At 48.8% G+C, this 20,003-nt stretch carries 21 protein-coding genes and 1 other RNA gene; 6 read left to right on the top strand and 16 right to left on the bottom strand.

The annotated features are described in order from the left end of the window. Positions 1-101: 101 nt before the first annotated feature. Complete coding sequence (locus tag G441_RS0107890) at positions 102-353, bottom strand: HP1242/YdcH family protein (protein ID WP_026375841.1); 252 nt, start codon at positions 351-353, stop codon at positions 102-104. 318 nt (positions 354-671) lie between these two features. Here G441_RS0107890 and G441_RS0107895 point away from each other — a divergent pair, with 318 nt between their 5' ends. The 4 genes from G441_RS0107895 to G441_RS0107910 all read left to right on the top strand — a co-directional run bounded on the left by G441_RS0107895 (position 672) and on the right by G441_RS0107910 (position 4,723). Further along, positions 672-2,774, top strand: coding sequence for a M13 family metallopeptidase (locus G441_RS0107895; RefSeq protein ID WP_026375842.1), 2,103 nt, complete (start codon positions 672-674; stop codon positions 2,772-2,774). 142 nt (positions 2,775-2,916) lie between these two features. Beyond that, a complete protein-coding gene (locus G441_RS0107900) occupies positions 2,917-3,453 on the top strand; it encodes a GAF domain-containing protein (RefSeq protein ID WP_026375843.1) in 537 nt (178 codons plus the stop codon). A 223-nt stretch (positions 3,454-3,676) separates the two neighbouring features. Beyond that, a complete protein-coding gene (locus G441_RS0107905) occupies positions 3,677-4,087 on the top strand; it encodes a hypothetical protein (protein ID WP_026375844.1) in 411 nt (136 codons plus the stop codon). 105 nt (positions 4,088-4,192) lie between these two features. Then, positions 4,193-4,723 (top strand): DUF3750 domain-containing protein, encoded by a 531-nt coding sequence (locus G441_RS0107910; protein WP_026375845.1) that lies wholly within the window; start codon positions 4,193-4,195, stop codon positions 4,721-4,723. Here the strand turns inward: G441_RS0107910 and G441_RS0107915 are convergent. Genes G441_RS0107915 through G441_RS18255 form a run of 6 tightly spaced genes read right to left on the bottom strand, consistent with a single transcriptional unit; the run spans position 4,720 to position 9,768 of the window. Further along, positions 4,720-5,967 carry a tetratricopeptide repeat protein gene (locus tag G441_RS0107915; protein ID WP_026375846.1) on the bottom strand — a complete coding sequence of 416 codons (1,248 nt, stop codon included), beginning with the start codon at positions 5,965-5,967 and terminating at the stop codon, positions 4,720-4,722. The genes G441_RS0107910 and G441_RS0107915 overlap by 4 nt on opposite strands. Further along, positions 5,960-6,634, bottom strand: coding sequence for an energy transducer TonB (locus G441_RS0107920; protein WP_051275429.1), 675 nt, complete (start codon positions 6,632-6,634; stop codon positions 5,960-5,962). The genes G441_RS0107915 and G441_RS0107920 overlap by 8 nt, the downstream gene beginning before the upstream one ends. Then, a complete protein-coding gene (locus G441_RS0107925) occupies positions 6,634-7,041 on the bottom strand; it encodes an ExbD/TolR family protein (protein ID WP_026375848.1) in 408 nt (135 codons plus the stop codon). Before G441_RS0107925 ends, G441_RS0107920 begins: the two co-directional genes overlap by 1 nt. Continuing rightward, positions 7,041-7,601: a MotA/TolQ/ExbB proton channel family protein gene (locus G441_RS0107930; protein ID WP_026375849.1), complete on the bottom strand. Its 561-nt coding sequence runs from the start codon at positions 7,599-7,601 to the stop codon at positions 7,041-7,043. Before G441_RS0107930 ends, G441_RS0107925 begins: the two co-directional genes overlap by 1 nt. Positions 7,602-7,606: 5 nt before the next feature. Continuing rightward, a complete protein-coding gene (locus G441_RS0107935) occupies positions 7,607-9,001 on the bottom strand; it encodes a MotA/TolQ/ExbB proton channel family protein (RefSeq protein ID WP_084407311.1) in 1,395 nt (464 codons plus the stop codon). Then, entirely contained in the window at positions 9,001-9,768 is a 768-nt protein-coding gene (locus G441_RS18255) for a DUF3450 domain-containing protein (protein WP_034474710.1), read from the bottom strand. Before G441_RS18255 ends, G441_RS0107935 begins: the two co-directional genes overlap by 1 nt. Before the next feature lie 268 nt (positions 9,769-10,036). Here G441_RS18255 and G441_RS0107945 point away from each other — a divergent pair, with 268 nt between their 5' ends. After that, on the top strand, positions 10,037-10,399 hold the full coding sequence (locus G441_RS0107945; protein WP_156896314.1) for a hypothetical protein: 363 nt from the start codon (positions 10,037-10,039) through the stop codon (positions 10,397-10,399). Here the strand turns inward: G441_RS0107945 and G441_RS0107950 are convergent. The 8 genes from G441_RS0107950 to G441_RS0107985 all read right to left on the bottom strand — a co-directional run bounded on the left by G441_RS0107950 (position 10,396) and on the right by G441_RS0107985 (position 17,776). Beyond that, positions 10,396-11,598 (bottom strand): CaiB/BaiF CoA transferase family protein, encoded by a 1,203-nt coding sequence (locus G441_RS0107950; protein ID WP_026375852.1) that lies wholly within the window; start codon positions 11,596-11,598, stop codon positions 10,396-10,398. The two genes, G441_RS0107945 and G441_RS0107950, sit on opposite strands and share 4 nt — an antisense overlap. Before the next feature lie 31 nt (positions 11,599-11,629). Further along, positions 11,630-12,595: a calcium/sodium antiporter gene (locus G441_RS0107955; RefSeq protein ID WP_026375853.1), complete on the bottom strand. Its 966-nt coding sequence runs from the start codon at positions 12,593-12,595 to the stop codon at positions 11,630-11,632. A gap of 95 nt (positions 12,596-12,690) precedes the next feature. Beyond that, a complete protein-coding gene (locus G441_RS0107960; protein ID WP_026375854.1) occupies positions 12,691-13,755 on the bottom strand; it encodes a DUF21 domain-containing protein in 1,065 nt (354 codons plus the stop codon). A 32-nt stretch (positions 13,756-13,787) separates the two neighbouring features. Further along, complete coding sequence (locus G441_RS0107965) at positions 13,788-14,252, bottom strand: ATP-dependent zinc protease family protein (protein WP_240485103.1); 465 nt, start codon at positions 14,250-14,252, stop codon at positions 13,788-13,790. A gap of 4 nt (positions 14,253-14,256) precedes the next feature. Next, positions 14,257-15,291, bottom strand: a complete 1,035-nt coding sequence (locus tag G441_RS0107970) for a succinylglutamate desuccinylase/aspartoacylase family protein (protein ID WP_026375856.1) — start codon at positions 15,289-15,291, stop codon at positions 14,257-14,259. A gap of 6 nt (positions 15,292-15,297) precedes the next feature. Continuing rightward, positions 15,298-16,203 carry a 30S ribosomal protein S6--L-glutamate ligase gene (gene rimK / locus G441_RS0107975; RefSeq protein WP_026375857.1) on the bottom strand — a complete coding sequence of 302 codons (906 nt, stop codon included), beginning with the start codon at positions 16,201-16,203 and terminating at the stop codon, positions 15,298-15,300. Between the two features lie 101 nt (positions 16,204-16,304). Next, entirely contained in the window at positions 16,305-17,285 is a 981-nt protein-coding gene (locus tag G441_RS0107980; RefSeq protein ID WP_026375858.1) for a phosphotransferase, read from the bottom strand. Further along, positions 17,282-17,776, bottom strand: a complete 495-nt coding sequence (locus G441_RS0107985) for a 3'-5' exonuclease family protein (RefSeq protein ID WP_026375859.1) — start codon at positions 17,774-17,776, stop codon at positions 17,282-17,284. Before G441_RS0107985 ends, G441_RS0107980 begins: the two co-directional genes overlap by 4 nt. Before the next feature lie 154 nt (positions 17,777-17,930). Here G441_RS0107985 and G441_RS0107990 point away from each other — a divergent pair, with 154 nt between their 5' ends. Next, positions 17,931-19,616 (top strand): GGDEF domain-containing protein, encoded by a 1,686-nt coding sequence (locus tag G441_RS0107990; protein WP_084407313.1) that lies wholly within the window; start codon positions 17,931-17,933, stop codon positions 19,614-19,616. Here the strand turns inward: G441_RS0107990 and rnpB are convergent. After that, positions 19,616-19,990, bottom strand: an RNA gene (gene rnpB / locus G441_RS19280) — RNase P RNA component class A. The two genes, G441_RS0107990 and rnpB, sit on opposite strands and share 1 nt — an antisense overlap. Positions 19,991-20,003 lie beyond the last annotated feature (13 nt).

The following is a 20,003-nucleotide window of genomic DNA, read 5'->3' on the forward strand; positions in this document are numbered from 1 at the left end:
AACCATATACGCCTTGATTACTATGCTTAACAAAACGTTACGCTAAATCCGTGCAAATGCAAGCAGGCGTGTCTAACGTAATGTCATTCGGGTTCGCAGCGCTATTGCGCTGCTTCTTCCTGTTTTACTCTGCCGATCAACTGGTCTTTCAAATGCACACGACGTAACTTCTGTTGTTCAAGATAGTCATCAGAGCGCGGTTCGTCTCCGGATTCAATTCGATACACCTCATGGTCCAGCTCATTGTATTCATTCAGCATTTTGGAAAAATGTGCATCATTCATTTTTAAATGTCGTATGGTGTGGTGGTGATCTGGAAATTCGTTAAGGAAATTGTGTTTTTCTAATGACATGCGACTCACCTTTTTTGTTACTGCTTAATTGACCTAAAGTATGCGCTCAACACACATAGGCATCTTTGATCTGTATCAGCTTACGCACGCTCTCGGAGAGTGAATTAACGAATGTAATCCTATTACTGTTGAAGCACGTAATGACATTGCGCGCTCGACATTTTCTTATGTCATACCAAGTTGACGTGAATCGTATGTTTATAATTTGTTGCAAAAAGGTCCTTTGTAATCAGCGGTAAAGCCCTGGCATATGGACTTTTTTGCATTATGATAGTGTGCTCAAAAAATAGATATTTATAAAGCGACAGTTGAGGAAGTATGAAAAAGTCTATTCTAGCTGCATCTATAGCAGTAGCAGTGCTCGGCATGAGTGGCTGCAGTCAACCTAACACGAATCAGGCCAGCCCGGCCCCACAAACCGAAAGTCAGACAGTAGCGAAACAAGCAGAACAAGCGACAGGTCAGGCTGAATTAGGAAGTTTTGGCGTAGAGCTTGATGCCCGTGACCTGAATGTAAAACCAGGCGATGACTTTTTCATGTATGCAGGTGGAACCTGGTACGAAAACTTTGAATTGCCTGCGGATAAAACCCGCTACGGTGCATTCACTAAATTGGCTGACCGCAGCGAAGAACAGGTAAAAGCTATCATTGACGAGCTTGCTGCAACGCCCAATTTAAGCGGTGAAGGCAAGCTGGTGGCGGACTTTTACAATTCGTTTATGGACGTGGAACGCATAAATGAATTGGGTATAACACCTATCCAATCGACACTGGATAATATCGCACAAATAAGCAATGTTGATGACCTGACGGAAACATTCGGTAAAGCGTGGCTGGAAGATACTGGAAGCCCAATCTGGGGCGGAATGTGGTTTGACCGTCTCGATCCAGACCGCTATCAGCTCTCTGTTGGTGCAGGCGGACTGGGTATGCCTGATCGCTCCTACTATCTGGAAGAGGGTGAACGTTTTGAGAATTTCCGCGCTGAATACGTCAAGCACGTGGCGGAAATGCTGGCCTTTGCTGGTGTAGAAAATGCCGAACAAAAAGCACAAGGTATACTCGCTCTGGAAACCAAAATCGCCGAAGCACACTGGCCACGGGAAAAGCGTCGTGACCGCGACCTGACCCTGAATCAGATTGAGCGTGATGAGCTAAACGAAGCTTATCCAGGCTTCAACTGGGATCTATTCTTTGCCCAGACGGGCCTTAAAATTCCGCATCTTAATGTCTCTCAGCCAGAACCAGTGAAAGGCATGATCACGCTGATCAACGAGCAGCCACTGGATGTGTGGAAAGACTATCTGATGTACCACACTATTAGTAACAATGCGCCGCTGTTATCTGATGATATCTACATGGCGAATTTTAATTTCTACGGCAAAACGCTGAACGGTCAGCAGGAACCTCGTCCGCGTTGGAAACGCGCGATTAGCCAGATGTCAGGAACTGAATCATTAGGCTTCGCTATCGGCAAAGTCTATGTCGACCGTCACTTCCCTGAAAGCTCCAAACAGCAGATGGCCGAGCTGGTTGAAAACCTGCGTACAGCGCTGGGTGAACGTATTCAAAACCTGGACTGGATGGGCGAAGAAACGAAAAAGAACGCCATGGCGAAGCTCAAGGCATTCCGTCCTAAAATTGGTTATCCGGACGAGTGGCAGTCATTTGACGGACTCGAAATCAGCGCAACCGACCTGATGACCAACGTCAGAAATATTCGTCAGTTCTTCCAGAACCAGGAAGTGGAAAGGGAGCTACAAAAAACTGACAGAGAGCGTTGGGGCATGGTGCCGCAGCGAGTCAATGCATATTACAACAGCTCGTTTAATGAGATTGTGTTCCCTGCTGCGATTCTGCAACCGCCATTCTTTGATCCTAATGCCGATCCAGCGGTCAACTATGGTGCCATTGGCGCTGTTATTGGCCACGAAATGGGACACGGCTTCGACGATCAAGGCAGTAAATCAGACGCCGAAGGCATTCAGCGTAACTGGTGGACAGACGATGATCGCGCGGCCTTCGAAGAAAAAGCTGACATGCTCGCCGAACAATACAGCCAGTACGAGCCTATTGAAGGCAACTTCGTAAACGGTCGCAACAGTTTGGGTGAGAACATCGGCGATGTCGGTGGACTGGCTATGGCCTATCATGCTTACAAATTGAGCCTCAATGGTGAGGAAGCACCTGTCATCGACGGTGTAACCGGCGACCAGCGATTCTTCCTGGCCTGGGCACAGGTATGGCGTGAAAAACGCACTGAACAGTCAATGCTGTCTCAGCTACGTGCGGGTACACACGCGCCAGGGCGTTATCGCGCACTCGCGCCGCGCAACCATGATGCCTGGTATGAGGCATTCGGTGTGCAGGAGGGTGATGCGCTGTATTTGCCGCCTGAGCAGCGCGTGCGTATCTGGTAACACAGGTCGTTATTCGGCCGGAGCGCTCTGCTCCGGCCTTTCCTCTTCAAAGCGGTATTTTTCTCTATTACATTGAAAACAATGACAAGTTAGTCAAAACACGTCTATGCTTGTTGAAAAAATAATCCACTGAGAGCACACCATGTCCGACGACTCGCTACAAGGTATCGATGTTTCTTTGCTGAGCAAAGAACAGTTGATGGCCATTGTAGATGCTTTGGCCAGCCTGATAAGAACCAGAGCTACCGAGCAAGAGTCGCTTGAAATTATTGTTAACCTGGCATGTCAATTGACCTACTCAGCCGGTGCTGCGGTGGAGAAAGTCGTCGACGATCATTTGGTTTATGTCGGTGTCACCGATAATACAAAACACAATGATGGCTTACATATTCCGCTCGAAGGCAGCCTGTCTGGGCGCTGTTTAAATGAAAAGCGCTTACTACGCTGTGATGACGCACAAACAGACGACCGTGTAGATAAAGAAGCGTGCGAAAAGGTCGGGCTTCGCTCCATGATGGTCGCACCGGTGACCTTCGACGGTGGTGATGCTGGCGTGTTAAAGGTGTTTTCCATGAAAGCCTGCGCCTATGATGATGTTGATGAGCAAATCCTGCGCGTTTTTACCACTATCGTCAGTCACACACTGGCCGAAGGCTGGCCAGCTGACGCCCCGCAGTAGACGCACTATTTAGGTATTTCTACAAATACCCAATACTTTTTTAACCACTCCCCGTTTTCCATATAAGCCCATGATTTTCATAATTTTAGTGTAAGCACTGTTGAAGATATGACTATTTTGATTAATTTTGCCATCCCAGATTTGATTAAATTTCATACTTAAGACTAATCGTCACGATGCCTGTTCTGAGTATTATCCGCGCCCCTATAGAACCGGAGGTCATGTGCAATTTTCCAGGCAAAACAAGTACGGTGGATTTACTATCACTGTTGATGAGCCGTTCATACATGCGCAGGTGCAAGGTGTATGTTCAAGTGGCTTATGGCACGAATTCAATGAATTGCTAGAGAAAGCAGCACTCTGCTTGCAGCATAAGCGCTGGGCTGGTCTGGCCGATCTTTCTGACTTACAAGCCTGGCCAAAGCATGTCGAAACGGCACTGCAGGAAACCTATAAAATATGTCTGAACAGTGGCTGTTATACCGCCGCGTTTTTGTTTGGCTGCGCCATTGTTCCGAATCAGTTGCGCAACGTTGAGCAGGCACTGGGTATCCAGGGAAAATTGAGTAATCATACATTCGATAACAAACAAGCCGCGATGCGCTACCTTGGCGATCAGTGCCATATGTCTTAACGTTTCGCCATCTGACGAGCAGCTTTAGCGTTTTAACGCAGAAATAATGAACCAAATCTTCATTCGGTAGATACTGTTTATTATTACTTAACCGTTTATCTCCCTATGCAACGACGCCTATTATCTTTGATTTTGCTGATATTGGTCAGTGCCTGTTCAAACAATAACTGGCGCACCGCCAGTCGTGAACCCGCCGGCATTGCACCGGATCCCAGCGAAGTGAACGAGGCGGTTATCGAAGTCTATGCCGCAGACGCCTTTAGATGGCGAGGATGGTTCGCGGTGCATACCTGGCTAGCAGTAAAACCTGTCGACGCAGACGAATATACCGTCTATGAAGTCGTCGGCTGGCGAGTCAATCAGGGATTGCCAGCGTTGCGCCAGTATCAGACATCAACACCTGACAGGTATTGGTATGGCGCTCGTCCAGAAAAGGTTCTGTCTATAACGGGTGACAAAGCTAAGCGTCTTATCCCTGATATACAGCAGGCAGTTGAAAAGTATCCCTGGGCAAATGAATACAAGGTGTTTCCGGGCCCGAACAGCAACACCTTCCCAGCCTGGATAGGACTGCAGATACCGGAACTGGAACTGGATATGCCATTTAGCGCAATAGGCAGTGGGTACGCTGACTAATTCAGTCCTCGCATGGTGTTATATTTATCCTGTTCATTGCTGATATAAGTGATCCAGCGCTGCGCCAAGCTTTTACTTTCGGGAAAAGACGCTGCCCGTTCACAGGCAGTAATGGCTTTCTCGAATGCGTTCATATTAAATCGCGTCATGCCCATCAATAGCCACGCTTCGCCCTTATGCTTTTCATCCAGGCCTTTATCTAACGCCTTGTACACGGCCTGCTCGGCTTCCTGCCACTGCGCCATATCATAGTGAATGTAGGCCTTGCGCACATATAACACGCCATCATCAGCCAGCTCGGCGGCTTTCGCCAGCGCCATCACTGACGGTTGTAATTCTGCAGCTAAACGCCATGCCTGAGACAACATTTCGTAATTTCTCTGCGTTTCCTCAATCACGCCTTGCTCAATGCTGTCTTCCAACAGCACAGCCGCTTTGTAGGGGACTTTCTCAGACAGGTACAGGCTGGCAAGATTAACCAGTTGAGAGCTGTCTGTAAGCTTGCCGTCCTCGTAAAGGGACTCCATCAGTACCGTCTGTTTATCCAGTCTGTCCAACTGTCCATAGATGGATGCCAGATACAATACATAGGTAGATTTAGGATAGTGTTTGATCAGGATCTCAAGGGTATTGACCATATTCTCCATATCCTTGAGTTCAAAGTAGACGGCGTTCTGTAGCAGTAATATATTTTCTTTGGGCACCAAATTCGCCGACTCATAAACTGCGCGAGCTTGCAAACAGGCTTCGAGCGCCGCAGCCCAATCTTCAAGGCGGTAATTAGCCTGAGCGAGTAATGCATAGTCATCCGCTTTGGGTTGTTCAGATACGCTGATAAGGCGCTCGGCGTGATCTCTGGCCTGAGCGAAATTCTCCAGTACCAGATTAAGTTGCACGAGCGTGGTCAGTACTCGCAGATGCAGAAATACCGGGATCCCATCATCAAATTCCAACACTCTGGAAAAGTTCTCAAGCGCTGCCGCTTCCCCTTCAGTCTTATAAAAAATCGTGCCGCGCAAATACCATAGTTGTGCCTTTTCATATTTGGACAATCTGGGCATGTCCAGGGTTTCAGCCAGTTCCAACAACGCGTCTGCTTCACGGCCCTCATCGACCATCAGGTTGATTTCCTCGACAGCTTTGAACACTTTAAGGCTCATGGCATAGGTCTTTTTCTCCTTGCCATGGGCACCGGTAGCCATCAGCCCCAGACACAATAAAACCAGCAGCACGCGTTTAATCATTGCTGTCCTCACGCTTTTGCAGGGTAAATTTGAATAAATTTCTCACATTCGGCACTTCTATTGCCTCACCGTCGATCACTCGTGGTTTATACTTAAACTTGCGGGCCGCTTCTACAGACGCCCTGACAAACACCTGAGGACACTCCCCGGGTACCGTTGTGACATCTTTTGTCGCGCCCGTTTCAGTAACCGTGTATTCAACCAGGCAGTTCCCTTCCGTCCCGGCCATCGACGCTTTTATCGGATAGGTTGGCGCGACTTTGACGATAGGCAGATATTCGCCATCGCCCTGACCGACACCAATGGCACCGACGTCTACGCTTATGCTGGTGTCAACGGTGGGCGCACTGACATTTAGCGTCGCGTCGCTCATGTTCTGTTCACTGGCTTGTGGGGTGGGCGGTGCAGGCGGTGCATCCTGGGTTTCAGGTCGAGTTGGTTTTCGCTGCTTACGTGCTGAGCTCTCCTCCCGCTCTACTCTGACAAAGTCCAGTAAATTAGCGCGACTGCTCTGGTCCAGCTCTTTGTGACTGGACTCAATTAATACGTACATAAACAGTGTCAGCCCTCCTGCAACGACCGCGCCGATGACAAACAACAGCACAAACCGAACACCATAAAAGCGGTCCGTCACTTGATTCAGTTCATCAACACTGACCTGACTCATCAGCTTTTATCCGCTGCCAGTGCAATATCGTAGACACCCGCTTTACGAGAGGCATCCATGACTTTTACTAAGGTTTCGTTGCGCGACATTCGGTCAGCCTGAATGACAACTATCCCTTTAGGATTTTCCGCATGTAAGCGTTCAATATTCGGCCGCAATGCCCGCAAATCCACCTCGCGACGGTTTATCCAAATTTTGTTGTTCTCATCGATAGCAATAAGAATATTAGCTTTCTCCTGCACCACTGCCGTCGACGCTTTGGGTGCGTCAACCTCGATACCTGCTAACTTGACAAAGGTGGCCGTGACAATGAAAAAGATCAGCATGATAAACACCACATCCAGCATCGGCGTGATATCCACGCTGGCTTCCTGATCCTGAGCCTGAGAGGTCATAAATCTGCGCATTACTTTTTCACCTTACGAATTCTGATATGGTTTTCATCCATTCTGAAAGCTTCCAGAATGGCCAACTTCATGTTGTCTGCTTTTTTGATCAGATAGTTACTGACCATGAGCCCTGATATCGCCACAACCATGCCTGCCATCGTGGATACCGTGGCTTTAGAGACACCACCTGCGGTTGTTCTGGCGCTGTTATTGCCAGTAATGGCGAGCGCATCAAAAATTTCCAGCATGCCCATCACCGTGCCGAGTAGCCCTAACAGGGGACACACTTTGACCATGGTGCGAATAAGACTTAGGTTGCGTTGCATATCCCTGCTAAGGCGACTGAGTAGCAGCTGCCTGAACTGTCCCGCGTACCAGCTACTGTGCTCACTGCGTCGCGCCCACAGATCGTAGGCGAAGCGCCGTTTGCGGGGTAATATGGCACCGAAAAACACCAGTCTTTCCAGAATCAGCGCCCACATAAAGGCGGCAATGATGATGATTAACATCAAAATGTCACCGCCTAATTCAAGCATGTCGCCAAACCACGGGAACAGGTTGTCAAAAAACACTGGCATGCTGGCTACTCCGCCGCCTGCTCTGCCTGCATGGCAACCAGTGCAACCGCTTCCTGCTCGATGATCTGCGATAATTTGGTAGCTTTATCACTGACCACGTTGTGTAGCAGTAACGATGGGATGGCGACAGTGAGACCCAATACGGTGGTGACCAGGGCTTGAGAAATCCCGCCCGCCATAAGTTTAGGATCACCGGCACCAAAAAGCGTAATCGCCTGGAAGGTAATAATCATACCTGTAACCGTACCCAGCAGCCCCAACAACGGCGCGATAGCAGCGCTGATTTTGATAAATGACAATCCACGGCTGATACGAGGCACCTCACGCAGCACCGCTTCTCCCAGTTTAAGTTCGAGCGATTCCAGACCGTCGTTTTTGTTGTCCTGATACACTTTCACCACTCTGCCAAGTGCGTTGTTTCCAGGTTGATCAAGATGGCTTAACTGGTGCTTAATTCGACGATCCTCGACAAGCAGAATAATGAAACGCACCAGTGCGGTAAGCACCACTACCGCGCCTAGTGCCAGGATAATGTAGCCAATCACGCCGCCTTGTTCGACGCGTTCACGCAAATCTGGCGCCGCCCCCATCAGAGAGATGAGCTGGCCTCGAACCGGATCTATGGTGAACGGGATAAGTTCGCCATCATTATCCGCCAGTTGTTGCGCGCCGCTCATATAACGATTCGATGGCTGACGAGGGTATTCTACGAGCCGCCCTGTCTCAGCAATTCGCTGAATATATTTGCCATCAGAAATAAGATTAAAGGTGCCGATTCTGATAACCGGCACCTGTGCTTCCTGCCCCTGCCTGTCCAACACAGTTTGCGTAGATTGCACGATTTTTCCCGACTCGGTCATCTCGCGCTGCAGTTCAAACCATAGAGACTCAATTTCCTCGACTGTAGGCAATTCGGTAGTTTGTCCCATTTTTTGCGAGAACGCGTTGAGGCGCTCACTTCGCTGTGGATAGTGGATCTGAATAAGTGAGTTATCGAACTGGCCCTGTGTATCATTGGCGACCAGTTGTAAAACACCAAAAAGTTCTTTCAATGACCCCAGACGTTCAGACAATCTTTCCTGCAACAAGGTGATTTGCTGATCGTTTTGTTCGAACTGGTTTTCTCGTTGCAGGCTAAGCGCTTCTGCCTGCCGACGTTGCTCGACCGTTTCATTCAGCAGGCGCTGTTGCTGTGCCTGTTGGTTACGAAATGCATCGATGCGTTGTTGATTGATAACCCCGTCGTCACGATGCCCCTGACGCACTTTTTCCAGAAGCTCATCAACCGAAATAGCCTTGCTCGATGTTGCTGAATTTGCCTGCTCGGCCTGTTGTGAATGCACTGCAGGCGGGACAATGACAAAAGACATCGCCGTTAATAGAAAAATAAGCCGTCTCATTAACGCACCTCCATCGATGCCAGCATCGGAATAGTAATCAATTCAGGCGATATCTCTTCTTTGGCGATTTTTAATCCCTTGGTGATATGACGTTGATACTGCCGTTCCGTCAGCGGCTGCCAGCTGGCTGTTTTCTTGTCCCACATGCCGACTTGTTCGCCGCTCAGGTCGCGATACAACAGCGCAATACGTCCGATGCGTAAAAAGTCCACGGCGAACTGACTGCCATCAACTGCCACACGTCCCTTGTAAGATTCGATGGTGTAACCGTATTCATTTTCAATCTGGTAGGCTTCGAATACCCGTCTGCACTTTTCTGATGTCGTAAATTCAGATTTGACTAACAGGTCACGCAAGCCTGCAATACGTTCCTCGCGCTCGCGAGCCAGAAATGGCACGTCTACAGAAACGAAATTCTCAAGCGCATCAACCATACGCACCAATAACGGCATAATTTGCCGTTCAATCTGTGTGGCGTTATTGATGGATTGATTGAGCTTATTAATTTCTTTTTGCTGGTCATCTAACTGGCGCTGTAACATGGCGTTGTACATGTTCAGGCCATCAAGCACTTTCAACTCTTCGATATACTTTTTTTCAAGCGTCTGCGTTTTTTCAAAGGTATCAGAAACCTGTTGTTGTGCCTGCTGATTGTCGGCCAGACGTTGCAGTCCGTCTGTCACCAGTTGTTGTGTTTTTTCCTGTGCATGCGCCGAAAATGCGGCACAAATGGAAAGGAAAATCAGGGGCCTTACTGCCGATAACATACACTGTCTCCCGCGTGTGTTTGCGATCATCTGCGATTATTAATATCGCAGGATGAACACAGTTAAACAGAGCGGGAGTGCGTGCAATTTGTCCCAGATCAGTTTTTTGACATTTTTGTTAACGCGTTAAAATGTCGAGCGCTTTTCTTATTTTAAGAGGGGAAGTATTCACAACTGGGGAAGCGCTAGACGAAATCAGTCTAAGCACAGCGTGTGTTAACTCTGTGATCGCCTACACTATGGAGGTTATTTTTCAACCGGCTTACTTTTGCATCAATTATCAAGTTCGTGTGACTCACTGATTAAACCTTCTCCTGACATGTCAGGCTCGCTGGTACCTGTTAATACTGACAGGCTATGTCAGCTTATTGAAGGTGGCGCGGTGTTGCCAACCAGACTGACACTACTTATTGATGGCATAAAATCATCACCCTGTATGCCACTGGACGCCTTGGTCGCCTACATTGCCAGAATGTCCTCCAGGCAGTGCCGTCAACTCACCCTGCAAAGCACCTCTGAGCATCGCCTATTACTTTTAGTCGACCACCCGCATATGCGTTTACGTAGCTACCTCAATGTCACGGGGTTTTCACTGGCAGGATATTTTGCGGAACTTGAGCTGGTTGTTTAGCGGCGGTCTTTTTCGCAGTCTTGATTTAGCAAACGGTTGAGTATTTCGTCAGTGTGTTGACCAAGTGTGGGTGGGGCTAACTCGTACTCAATCGGCGTCGCCGAAAATTTCACTGGATTCGCCACCAATGGCACCTCATCTACGTGCGGATGAGGCAGTGAGATTGCCATATTGCGATGTTTGACCTGAGGGTCATCAAATACTTTATCCATGGTATTAATCGGACCACAAGGTACATTGACATCATTAAACACCCGTAGCCAATATTCGAGTGGTTGCTGACGCAATTTTGCCTGTAGCTGTGGGATCAGGGTTTCTCTGTTGCGTACTCTTGCCACGTTGGTCTGATAAGCCTTGTCCTCAGCCAGTTCAGGACACCCTAACTGCATACAGCAATCAGCGAATTGTCGATCGTTACCCACTGCAAGCAATATATGTCCGTCCTGTACGCTGAACACCTGGTAAGGGGAAATATTAGGATGCGCAGTGCCCATTCTGGTTGGCACCTCTCCGCTTATCAGATAGTTACTTGCCTGATTTGCCAGCCATGCCACCTGGGTGTCCAGCAGTGCTAAATCAATATGTTGGCCTAGCCCAGTCTGTTGCCGATGATGCAAAGCGGCCAAGATCCCTGATACGGCGTACATACCTGTCATCAGGTCTGCAACGGCAACACCCGCTTTCTGCGGCCCCCCTGCTTCGCTGTCATCTGATTCTCCAGTGACACTCATTAATCCGCCCATCGCCTGGATCATGGCATCATATCCAGCACGTTGCGCATAAGGTCCGGTTTGACCAAAGCCTGTTATAGAGCAGTAAATAAGTCTCGGATTGAGTGATGCCAGGCTTGCGTAATCCAACCCGTAGCTGGCTAACGCCCCGACTTTAAAATTCTCTACCATGATATCGGCCTGCGCAGCAAGGTCGCGGATAACCTGCTGTCCAGTGGATGTAGCGATATCCACTTCAATGGATTTCTTGCCACGATTAGCGCATAGATAATAAGCCGATTCAGCACTTTCCTGACCTTGTCGGTCAGTGAGGAAGGGAGGGCCCCACCCTCGTGTGTCATCGCCTAGACCTGGGCGCTCAATTTTCCACACTTCAGCACCATAGTCGGCCAACACCTGGGTTGCCCAGGGACCGGCCAGAATACGGGTGAGATCCAATACTTTTATGCCATTAAGTGGCCCCGCCATAGCTTTGCTTTCCTGGGTATTGATGCGCCGCTTAGAACTGTGTGGTGATCAGGTAATAATTGTAGGCAATAAAGCAGCACAAAAATATCGCCCCCTCAAGCCGCGTGACCTTACCCGGTCCCCTGAATCCAAGGCAGAAGATCATCAGTGCCACGGTTGCGGCCAACATCAACGCACCGTCTCGATATAAAAAGGACTGATCTAACTGTATTGGGCTGATCACACCGGCAATGCCAGCAACGGCAAGAAGGTTGAATAAATTTGAGCCTACTACATTGCCAATCGCTAACTCATGCTCGTTTTTGCGCACCGCAATAATCGAACTAATCAGCTCTGGTAACGAAGTGCCAATACCAACGATGGTCAGACCGATAATGACCTCGCTGACGCCGAAATACTGTGCGACTTCGACCGCTCCCCACACCAGCACACGAGAACTGATAATCAGGATGACTAAACCCGCCACCAGCCACATTAAATGAACATTGAGACTTGCTTTGTCTGGTTGGACGGTCTCAGCAATATCTTCTGCCAGTTTATCTTCTGGCTCTCTGACCGCCTGCCAGGCACTCCAGCCGATAAGGATCAACAAAATCCCTAACAGGGAATAGGCGTCATCATGAGATAATTCAAGATCAATAAGCTGCCATATAGAAAGCAAACTCACCATTAACAGGATCGGTAATTCCTTTCTAACGATATTAGATTTTACCGCGATAGGACTCAGTAGTGCCGTCATACCGACAATCAGGGTAATGTTGGCAATATTTGATCCATACACATTGCCCAATGCGAGGCCACCATTGCCCTGCAACGAGGAAAATATTGATACGATGATCTCTGGTGCAGATGTCCCGAAACCAATAATAAACATGCCGATAAACAGCGGTGAGGTGCCAAAATAGCCCGCTGTAAACGCCGCTCCGTGGATAAAGCGTTCAGCACTCCACACCAGTACGGGTAAACCTATTAAAATCGCCAGAGTCGCCCAGATCATTCCTTTATCCTCCGTAACTGACCATACATGGATACTTATCCTAGATGATGTGAGTCAGAAAGGTTAATTTCATTGCAAAGCAAAGTAGTCGTCCATTAGTCACCACCTTGTGTATCAGATTGCGCAGCAGGTTGTGTATTGGTTCCCTTTAACAATCTGCCAAGGATGTCAGCCCCCGTAATGATCCTGGGTTCACTTCCCCAGACCAGAACCACGTCAATTTCAATATCACCGTCATGATCCAAATCCAATGACTCGTTAGATTTTAGATGCAGAATGACATCTCCCAGATGCATACTTTCATCTCTTACAACAAGGGGACGATAACAGAACTCATAGGGATCAAACGCTTCACCATGATCAAATAACGCCCTGCGCAGCAGTCCATCGGCATCCATCACCAGTAGCGGATTGCCTTCCAAGTCAGTCAGGATCACCCATTTGTGCCCACTGGCATTGACACGCTTTAAAAACCGGTCGTCTGCATTTTGCGTGATATCCGGTAAAATTGGGAAATCAACCTTACTGGGTAAGCGGATAATCGAGGCGGGGTCGATTCTTTCACCCTCGTCGTTGACGTTAATATCATCAATGGTCAGAAAATTAACGGCACCGATACCCTCAAGCCTGTCGACTTCCGCTTCTTCCGCTTCAATGTGTTTTTCGATCACACTTTTTAAATCGGTTTCGCGAAAGTAATTGATCCCCTCTCGGCCAAGCCAGGCGTCTAGTAATAGTGCGGAAGGTTTGGCTACCGGATATAACAACCACTGATAAAAGCGTAGCAGTGGCGCTAGCATGGCGCCCATTCTCATGGCGTTACGGGAAAAATAGGCCTGCGGAATAATTTCGCCAAACAGAGTGATAAACACGGTAGAAAATGCGAATGCCGCCACGCCGACCAGCACAGAGTCAGACAACAGAGTCAGCAGCACGTTGATACCCACATTGCCCCACAGAATGGTTGTCAGCAAGAAATTAGAGTCCTGGCGCAGATCAAGAATAACCTCGGCATTGCTATTTGACTGGCCGACTTCGACCTCCAGGCGCAATCGACTGAGACTGAAAAACGCAAGGTTCAGGCCTGAAAACATGGCTGACTGTGAAATGCAAAACACGATCCCCAGCCATATCAACCCACTCAGGTCAGTATCCGCCATGAAGCTGGTCCATGCGCCCGATGCAAAAAAATTCAGGCACTGCTTTTACCAGGCCCCGAGGCTAAAAAGTCTTTTGCGGGATCGACCAGAAAGTGGGCTTGCAACGCTTCTCTTCCCAATAACATCAGATGGTTCATGCTAGAGCGGTCGGTCAGAGTCAGTTCAATATCCCACTCCAGACTTCCCAGTTTCGCCACGGTACGAATAACAAAGCGCTTCTCCTTGGTGCCGTTGGAGGATTTTACAATCCGTGAGTCATGTAGCTTTGCCGAGCACTGTATGGTTTTATCTATGTCGTGAAAGTCAGGGTGAAACTCAAAATACACGATGCCGTTATCCACATCTTCAGAGATATGATCGACATGCAATGCAGATGTTTGTGCGCCAGTGTCGATGCGTGTCGTTACTCCCTGCAAACCGAGATTAGGCAGGTCAATGTCTTCTTTGACCCCCACCAGTATTTTGTCACCAATTAAATGGAAATCTTCAATATTCACAGTGTTAGATTCCTAATTCGCCGCTCTCGCCGGGTAAGAGATCGTCCTGAAGTTGTTCAATATGTTCAACGACGTTCTCATCTGGCACATCAAAGCGGGCAATGTGGTACATTGCTTCGCCTTCCTGCACGAGCGGAATATTCTGTTTGCCAATGATCACCCCGCCAAATGGCGCGGTTAATGTTTCTGAAAACATCCCATTTGGGCTATGTATGTCCGCCAATACCTCTTTCTTTTCGACACTATCGCCGAGGCGTTTTCTGTCTACTACGATACCGCTGCAGTTCGCTCTGACCCAGGAACTGCTATAAGACTCATAAGGCGTAATGCGTCGCTTCTTAGCGCGGACCTTCCTGACCATCCCAAGATGTCTGAGGATGTTGGTGATGCCTTTCACTCCCATGCGGATAGATAACTCGTCGAAGCGCAGTGCCTGACCCGCTTCATACAGCAGGATCTTTATCCCTTCTTCCGCCGCAGCAGCGCGCAGTGAGCCATCTCGCAGCGTTGAGTTAAGCATGATTGGCGCACCAAATTCCTGGGCCAATTCCTTGGTCTCGGGGTCTGTTAAATTGGCCCTTACCTGAGGCAGGTTGCTACGATGGATGGCACCAGTGTGCAAATCAATGCCATAGTCACACTTCAATACAATTTCATTAAGAAACAGATGCGCCAACCGCCCGGCTAACGAACCTTTGGGCGAGCCGGGGAAACTGCGATTCAAATCACGCCTATCGGGCATGTAACGGCTTTGATTCAATAATCCATACACATTGACGACCGGCACCGCGATAAGCGTTCCACGGCTAATTTTGAATGATTTATGGCTAAGCAAGCGCCGTATTATCTCAACGCCATTCAGCTCATCACCATGTATTGCAGCACTTAAGAAAACCGTAGGACCTGGCTTTTTCGCTCTCAGTACTTCTACAGACAACCACATGTTGGTATCGGTATATAGCTTTGCCACAGGCAGATCGAGCTTGACCCGACTGCCAGGTGCGATGACGTTGTCTCCGATCACTAACTTGTCAGGCATAGGCCATTAGCCTTTGCCGCGCGAGCGGGTATTACCGGGTTTGCCGTTTTTTTCTATAAACTCGATCACCATTGACGCAATGTCTTTCTTGGTCGCCGTCTCAATACCTTCAAGCCCTGGCGATGAGTTCACCTCCATCACAACGGGACCATGGCTGGACTGCAGAATATCGACACCACAGACGTTCAAGCCCATGACTTTGGCCGCATTTACCGCCGTTGCCCGTTCTTCCTTGGTCAGTCTTATCAGCTTAGCTGAACCACCGCGGTGCAGGTTTGAACGGAACTCTCCTTCAGCTGCCTGCCGTTTCATCGCAGCAACAACTTTGCCACCGACAACAAAACAGCGGATATCAGAACCACCCGCTTCTTTAATAAACTCCTGCACAAGAATATCGGCTTTAATGCCCATAAAGGCTTCGATGATGCTTTCCGCAGCCTTATTGGTCTCTGCCAGCACCACCCCGATACCTTGCGTCCCCTCCAGTAGCTTAATAACAACAGGGGCGCCACCGACGTTCTTAATCAAGTCAGGAATATTATCTGCTTTGTTGGCAAACCCAGTACGCGGCAAGCCCACGTCTTTACGTGACAGCAATTGCAGTGAACGCAATTTGTCACGTGACCGGCTTATGGCAATAGATTCATTGACGCTAAAGGTACCCATCATTTCAAACTGGCGAACGACAGCAGTTCCGTAGAACGTAATTGACGCGCCAATTCTTGGAATGATGGCGTCATATTTTGGCAGCTGCTTACCATGATATCTGACTGCAGGACGACTGCGTGTGATATCCATATAACAGTGCAGGGTATCGATGATGTCGACCTCATGTCCCCGGCTCTCTCCCGCCTCTTTAAGACGTCGGGTCGAGTATAAATTTTCATTACGGGACAAAATCGCTATCTTCATTACTTACTCACATGTTGCTAAGTGTTGGACTATCAGCCTAGCGCTAAGTGAAGAATAACTCCAATGATTTTAGCGTGTTAGAAAGACATAAACAGCGCATGTTAAGGCTGAAATGCCAAGCTTGAAAGAGCTTTGCTGGTCATCGCTTGCATGTACAGGTTAATTTTTTGGTGATGGGGATTCCAACCTGATAGAAAACGGAAAAAGTCGGCCCACGCCAGTGGATAAAGGCAACACCACTCGGCTTCAACATTGGCTGCCAGATGGGCTTTGTCGCACTGGTCTAACGCACTGCGAAGCGCAAAAAAGTAGTAATCCAGATAATCGTTCGCGCACGCTTGTAAAGCGTCATCATCAAGGCAACTACCAAGAAAGTACGCGACATCTTTGATTCCCACGCCGGCACCGACATACTGGAAGTCCACTGCGGCAACATCATCGCCATCATGGCTAAAACAGAAGTTTGCCAGCTTGGCATCACCGTGCACCAATGTCTGATAGGTGGCCTGATTGAGTGTGCTATCGATGAGACTGGCCGCAGCTCTCAATCTGCCCGGTGGCATCACTTCAAACTCATCTTTACGTGTAGCAAGGTGCCAATAGGTTCCCACCGGCCATAAGGCGTCATCCTTAATGCCCAGGTGACGAGCGTGAAAGTTAGCCAGCCAACGCAATACTGCCTTAATCTGCACCGATGTCAGCGTTTTCGGTCTCGCGCTGAACCCCAATGCATCCAAATCCTGCATAACGAGCACAGGAGCAGGCTGGTGAGCAATAGAGAAATACAATAAGGGAACACGGCATGTACTCTCGCATGCCGATGCATACTGCTGATAGAAATGTGCTTCGACCTGATAAGAAATACACTTACGACGATGACTATGCTCTCCGCCCCAGCCGCGCGGATGTTCGATGTGTTGCGGCACATCAACATGCTTTACCACCACAGACGCATTTTGCTTATCGACGTATCGGGCAATTTCACCGTAGCCACTCCAAAGGGTCTGTATGGTCTCTTTTTTATGCCAGTCACCACCCAGATGATGTGACAGGTTACTGGTAATCATACTCTTATTATTCATGTCGACCCATCGCGGGTGACCATCCAGGTTTGCTGGATCAGCGCAGCATCCGCACTGGCCCTGTGTCGTGTCGGCGAAGATTGTTCAATAAGCTGTTGCTTGACTGAATGCCAGACTGACATCTGTGTTTCCGTTAAAATCATATCCAATGGGCTGACGGTGAACGCCATTCTATGTTGCGCGGCATGGAACAAGGTAATCAACCACGGTTGATCAACCACCCACCCGTCCGAGTACACGGTTTTGCCCGCCAACAGCTGATTCAACTCCTGACACACCTCGATAACCGGCCTTCCCTGCTTATCAAGTAATTCCCTGGTAATACCATGTAATGCCTGCGCCTCAAACTGCCAGAATTGCCAGTCAGGCTGTGGTTTGATCAAACTGCAAAAACGCTTACCGTCTGGTAGTGCCACACCCACTTCAATAGGGAAGCTGAGGGAGCCAAAGCCACTGGCTTCAACGTCAATAATGCAAGGGATAGCGTTCATGCTAAGTAAGACACTCCATCGCTGGTAGCGATCTCACATAGTCCTGGCATTGTCATCACGATATGCCTCCTAATACTTTAGTTTAATAGTTAATACAATTTTTCAGCATGTGTGAACTACACTTTATCAAGGTTATCGCGAAGTTTAGTGCATCATGGACAGCCCGACTACACTGGCACTTGGGTATTACCCTTCAATATTGTCCTGCCATGTTGATATGGACGGGCTTGCTACCTTTATTTCGCCAGCACTGGCCAAATTGCTGGTATTAGATGAAGAACAAATTCAAAAGCCTGTAAACCTCGGCGATATTTTCGCTATCGATGAGGGCAGCTCCTTTCGTCAATGTATTTCATCAGCGTTTTTAGCCCGGCAAAATACCTACTCCCTGCAGGCTCAACTCATTAACGACAGCTCACGATGGTTTCAGTTTGAAGGCAGTTTTGTCGAAGGCGAATCACCGTATATCGCGTTTCTCATCCACGATATTTCTAACGAAAAGCGAATTCAGACGGAATATTCCAGACTCAGCAAAATGATGGATTCCGCTGGCCAGTTCATCAAACTGGGACACTGGCATATCGACCTGCTAAATGACGAACTGGTATGGTCCGAGGAAATTTACGCCATGCACGGCGTCGACAGGACGCATTATAAACCCAGCTTGCAAAGCGCCCTATCCTTTTATCATCCTGATGACATCATCACGATTAAACAGACCATAGACAGAGCCATTCATCATGGCGAAGAGTGGCACTTTTCATTACGAATCGTTCGTCCTTCGGGCGAAATACGCAGACTGATGTCAGCCGGACACGTACATCATGATGAGCATGGCAAGCCGATATCGATATTTGGTATTTGTCAGGACATCACCGACTTCCATTCGTTGGCAAGTGAAAAAGAGATGCTGACCTCTGCCATTCAATCCACCCACCTCGGCTTAGTGGTGACCGACCAGAAACGCCGTGTAACATGGTGCAATAAAGGCTTTGAAGAAATGAGTGAGTATTCACTTCGAGAGGTTAAAGGTCAGAACCTTTCAGGTTTTCTGCAAGGTGAAGATACCGACCTGGCGACAACTTTGCAGATACGAGAAAAACTCGATGCCGGTCAACACGTCGACACCATTATCCTGAATTACACCAAGTCCGGAGCAACATATTGGAACCGGGTCATTATTACGCCGTTGTATGAACAAGGAAGGATCAGCCGCTTCGTGGGTGTTCAGCACGACGTCACCGAAGAAGTCAAAATCAAACAAGAACTCCAGCGTCTCAACAGTTCACTGGAAGATATAGTTGAAGAACGCACCAGAGAACTGCTTGAAGCAAATCGCCAGTTAAAGCGGCTGGCTATTGAAGATCCCCTTACCGGCGCTTTCAACCGGCGCTATTTCTTTGAGCAGTATGAAACGGAAGCCAAGCGCGCGCTGCGCAATAAACAGTCAATGACTCTCGCGGCGATCGATATCGATTATTTTAAAGCGGTCAACGACACCTACGGTCATTTAGTTGGCGATGACTTGCTGACCTCGATCGTAGCCACAATGAAATCACAGATTCGTAATACCGACAGTATTTACCGAATGGGTGGCGAAGAATTTGTCATTCTGATGAGCAATACCGACAAAAAACAGGGCAGCGCGCTGATACAGCGGGTCAGACAGGCAGTGAAACAAACGGTTGTGGCGCATGAAAAGTATCAGATATCCGTCACCATCAGTGTGGGGCTGTTGGCACACAATGGTGACATGACGTCACAACAAACCCTGAAGATTGCTGACGAACTGCTCTATAAGGCCAAGCGGGCCGGTAGGGATGTGCTTGTTTCAGATTAGTGCGGAGCTGGCCGATAAGCCGGGTTCTGTGCGCTTTCGCGTAGCGATCATTCCTCTAGGCCAGCAATTGCTTACTGGCTCAAGCAACCTACCCGGTTCCGATGCGGGACCACACCATAAGGAACCCTATTTGGTCTTGCTCCGGGTGGAGTTTACCGTGCCACAACCTGTTGCCAGGCGCGCGGTGCGCTCTTACCGCACCCTTTCACCCTTACCGGCTCGCAAAAGCGAGCTTAGGCGGTCTACTCTCTGCTGCACTTGTCGTCGGCTCACGCCGCCCAGACGTTATCTGGCACCCTGCCCTTTGGAGCCCGGACTTTCCTCCCCCCTACAATCTTTACAGATAGTAAGGCAGCGATCGCCTGGCCAACTCCGCGGCGCGCAGTG

This window comes from Aestuariibacter salexigens DSM 15300 (genome assembly GCF_000429145.1).
GTDB classification, from domain to species: domain Bacteria; phylum Pseudomonadota; class Gammaproteobacteria; order Enterobacterales; family Alteromonadaceae; genus Aestuariibacter; species Aestuariibacter salexigens.

Bases quoted from the DNA above. Each gene is read 5' to 3' on its own strand.
- G441_RS0107920 (WP_051275429.1), bottom strand. From the start codon at position 6,634: ATGAGTCAGGTCAGTGTTGATGAACTGAATCAAGTGACGGACCGCTTT.
- G441_RS0107960 (WP_026375854.1), bottom strand. From the start codon at position 13,755: ATGGCGGATACTGACCTGAGTGGGTTGATATGGCTGGGGATCGTGTTT.
- G441_RS0107970 (WP_026375856.1), bottom strand. From the start codon at position 15,291: ATGCCTGACAAGTTAGTGATCGGAGACAACGTCATCGCACCTGGCAGT.
- G441_RS0107925 (WP_026375848.1), bottom strand. From the start codon at position 7,041: ATGCGCAGATTTATGACCTCTCAGGCTCAGGATCAGGAAGCCAGCGTG.
- G441_RS0107890 (WP_026375841.1), bottom strand. From the start codon at position 353: ATGTCATTAGAAAAACACAATTTCCTTAACGAATTTCCAGATCACCAC.
- G441_RS0107935 (WP_084407311.1), bottom strand. From the start codon at position 9,001: ATGAGACGGCTTATTTTTCTATTAACGGCGATGTCTTTTGTCATTGTC.
- G441_RS0107900 (WP_026375843.1), top strand. From the start codon at position 2,917: ATGTCCGACGACTCGCTACAAGGTATCGATGTTTCTTTGCTGAGCAAA.
- G441_RS0107990 (WP_084407313.1), top strand. From the start codon at position 17,931: ATGGACAGCCCGACTACACTGGCACTTGGGTATTACCCTTCAATATTG.
- G441_RS0107895 (WP_026375842.1), top strand. From the start codon at position 672: ATGAAAAAGTCTATTCTAGCTGCATCTATAGCAGTAGCAGTGCTCGGC.
- G441_RS0107955 (WP_026375853.1), bottom strand. From the start codon at position 12,595: ATGATCTGGGCGACTCTGGCGATTTTAATAGGTTTACCCGTACTGGTG.
- G441_RS0107910 (WP_026375845.1), top strand. From the start codon at position 4,193: ATGCAACGACGCCTATTATCTTTGATTTTGCTGATATTGGTCAGTGCC.
- rimK (WP_026375857.1), bottom strand. From the start codon at position 16,203: ATGAAGATAGCGATTTTGTCCCGTAATGAAAATTTATACTCGACCCGA.
- G441_RS0107915 (WP_026375846.1), bottom strand. From the start codon at position 5,967: ATGATTAAACGCGTGCTGCTGGTTTTATTGTGTCTGGGGCTGATGGCT.
- G441_RS0107930 (WP_026375849.1), bottom strand. From the start codon at position 7,601: ATGCCAGTGTTTTTTGACAACCTGTTCCCGTGGTTTGGCGACATGCTT.
- G441_RS0107985 (WP_026375859.1), bottom strand. From the start codon at position 17,776: ATGAACGCTATCCCTTGCATTATTGACGTTGAAGCCAGTGGCTTTGGC.
- G441_RS0107980 (WP_026375858.1), bottom strand. From the start codon at position 17,285: ATGAATAATAAGAGTATGATTACCAGTAACCTGTCACATCATCTGGGT.
- G441_RS18255 (WP_034474710.1), bottom strand. From the start codon at position 9,768: ATGTTATCGGCAGTAAGGCCCCTGATTTTCCTTTCCATTTGTGCCGCA.
- G441_RS0107950 (WP_026375852.1), bottom strand. From the start codon at position 11,598: ATGGCGGGGCCACTTAATGGCATAAAAGTATTGGATCTCACCCGTATT.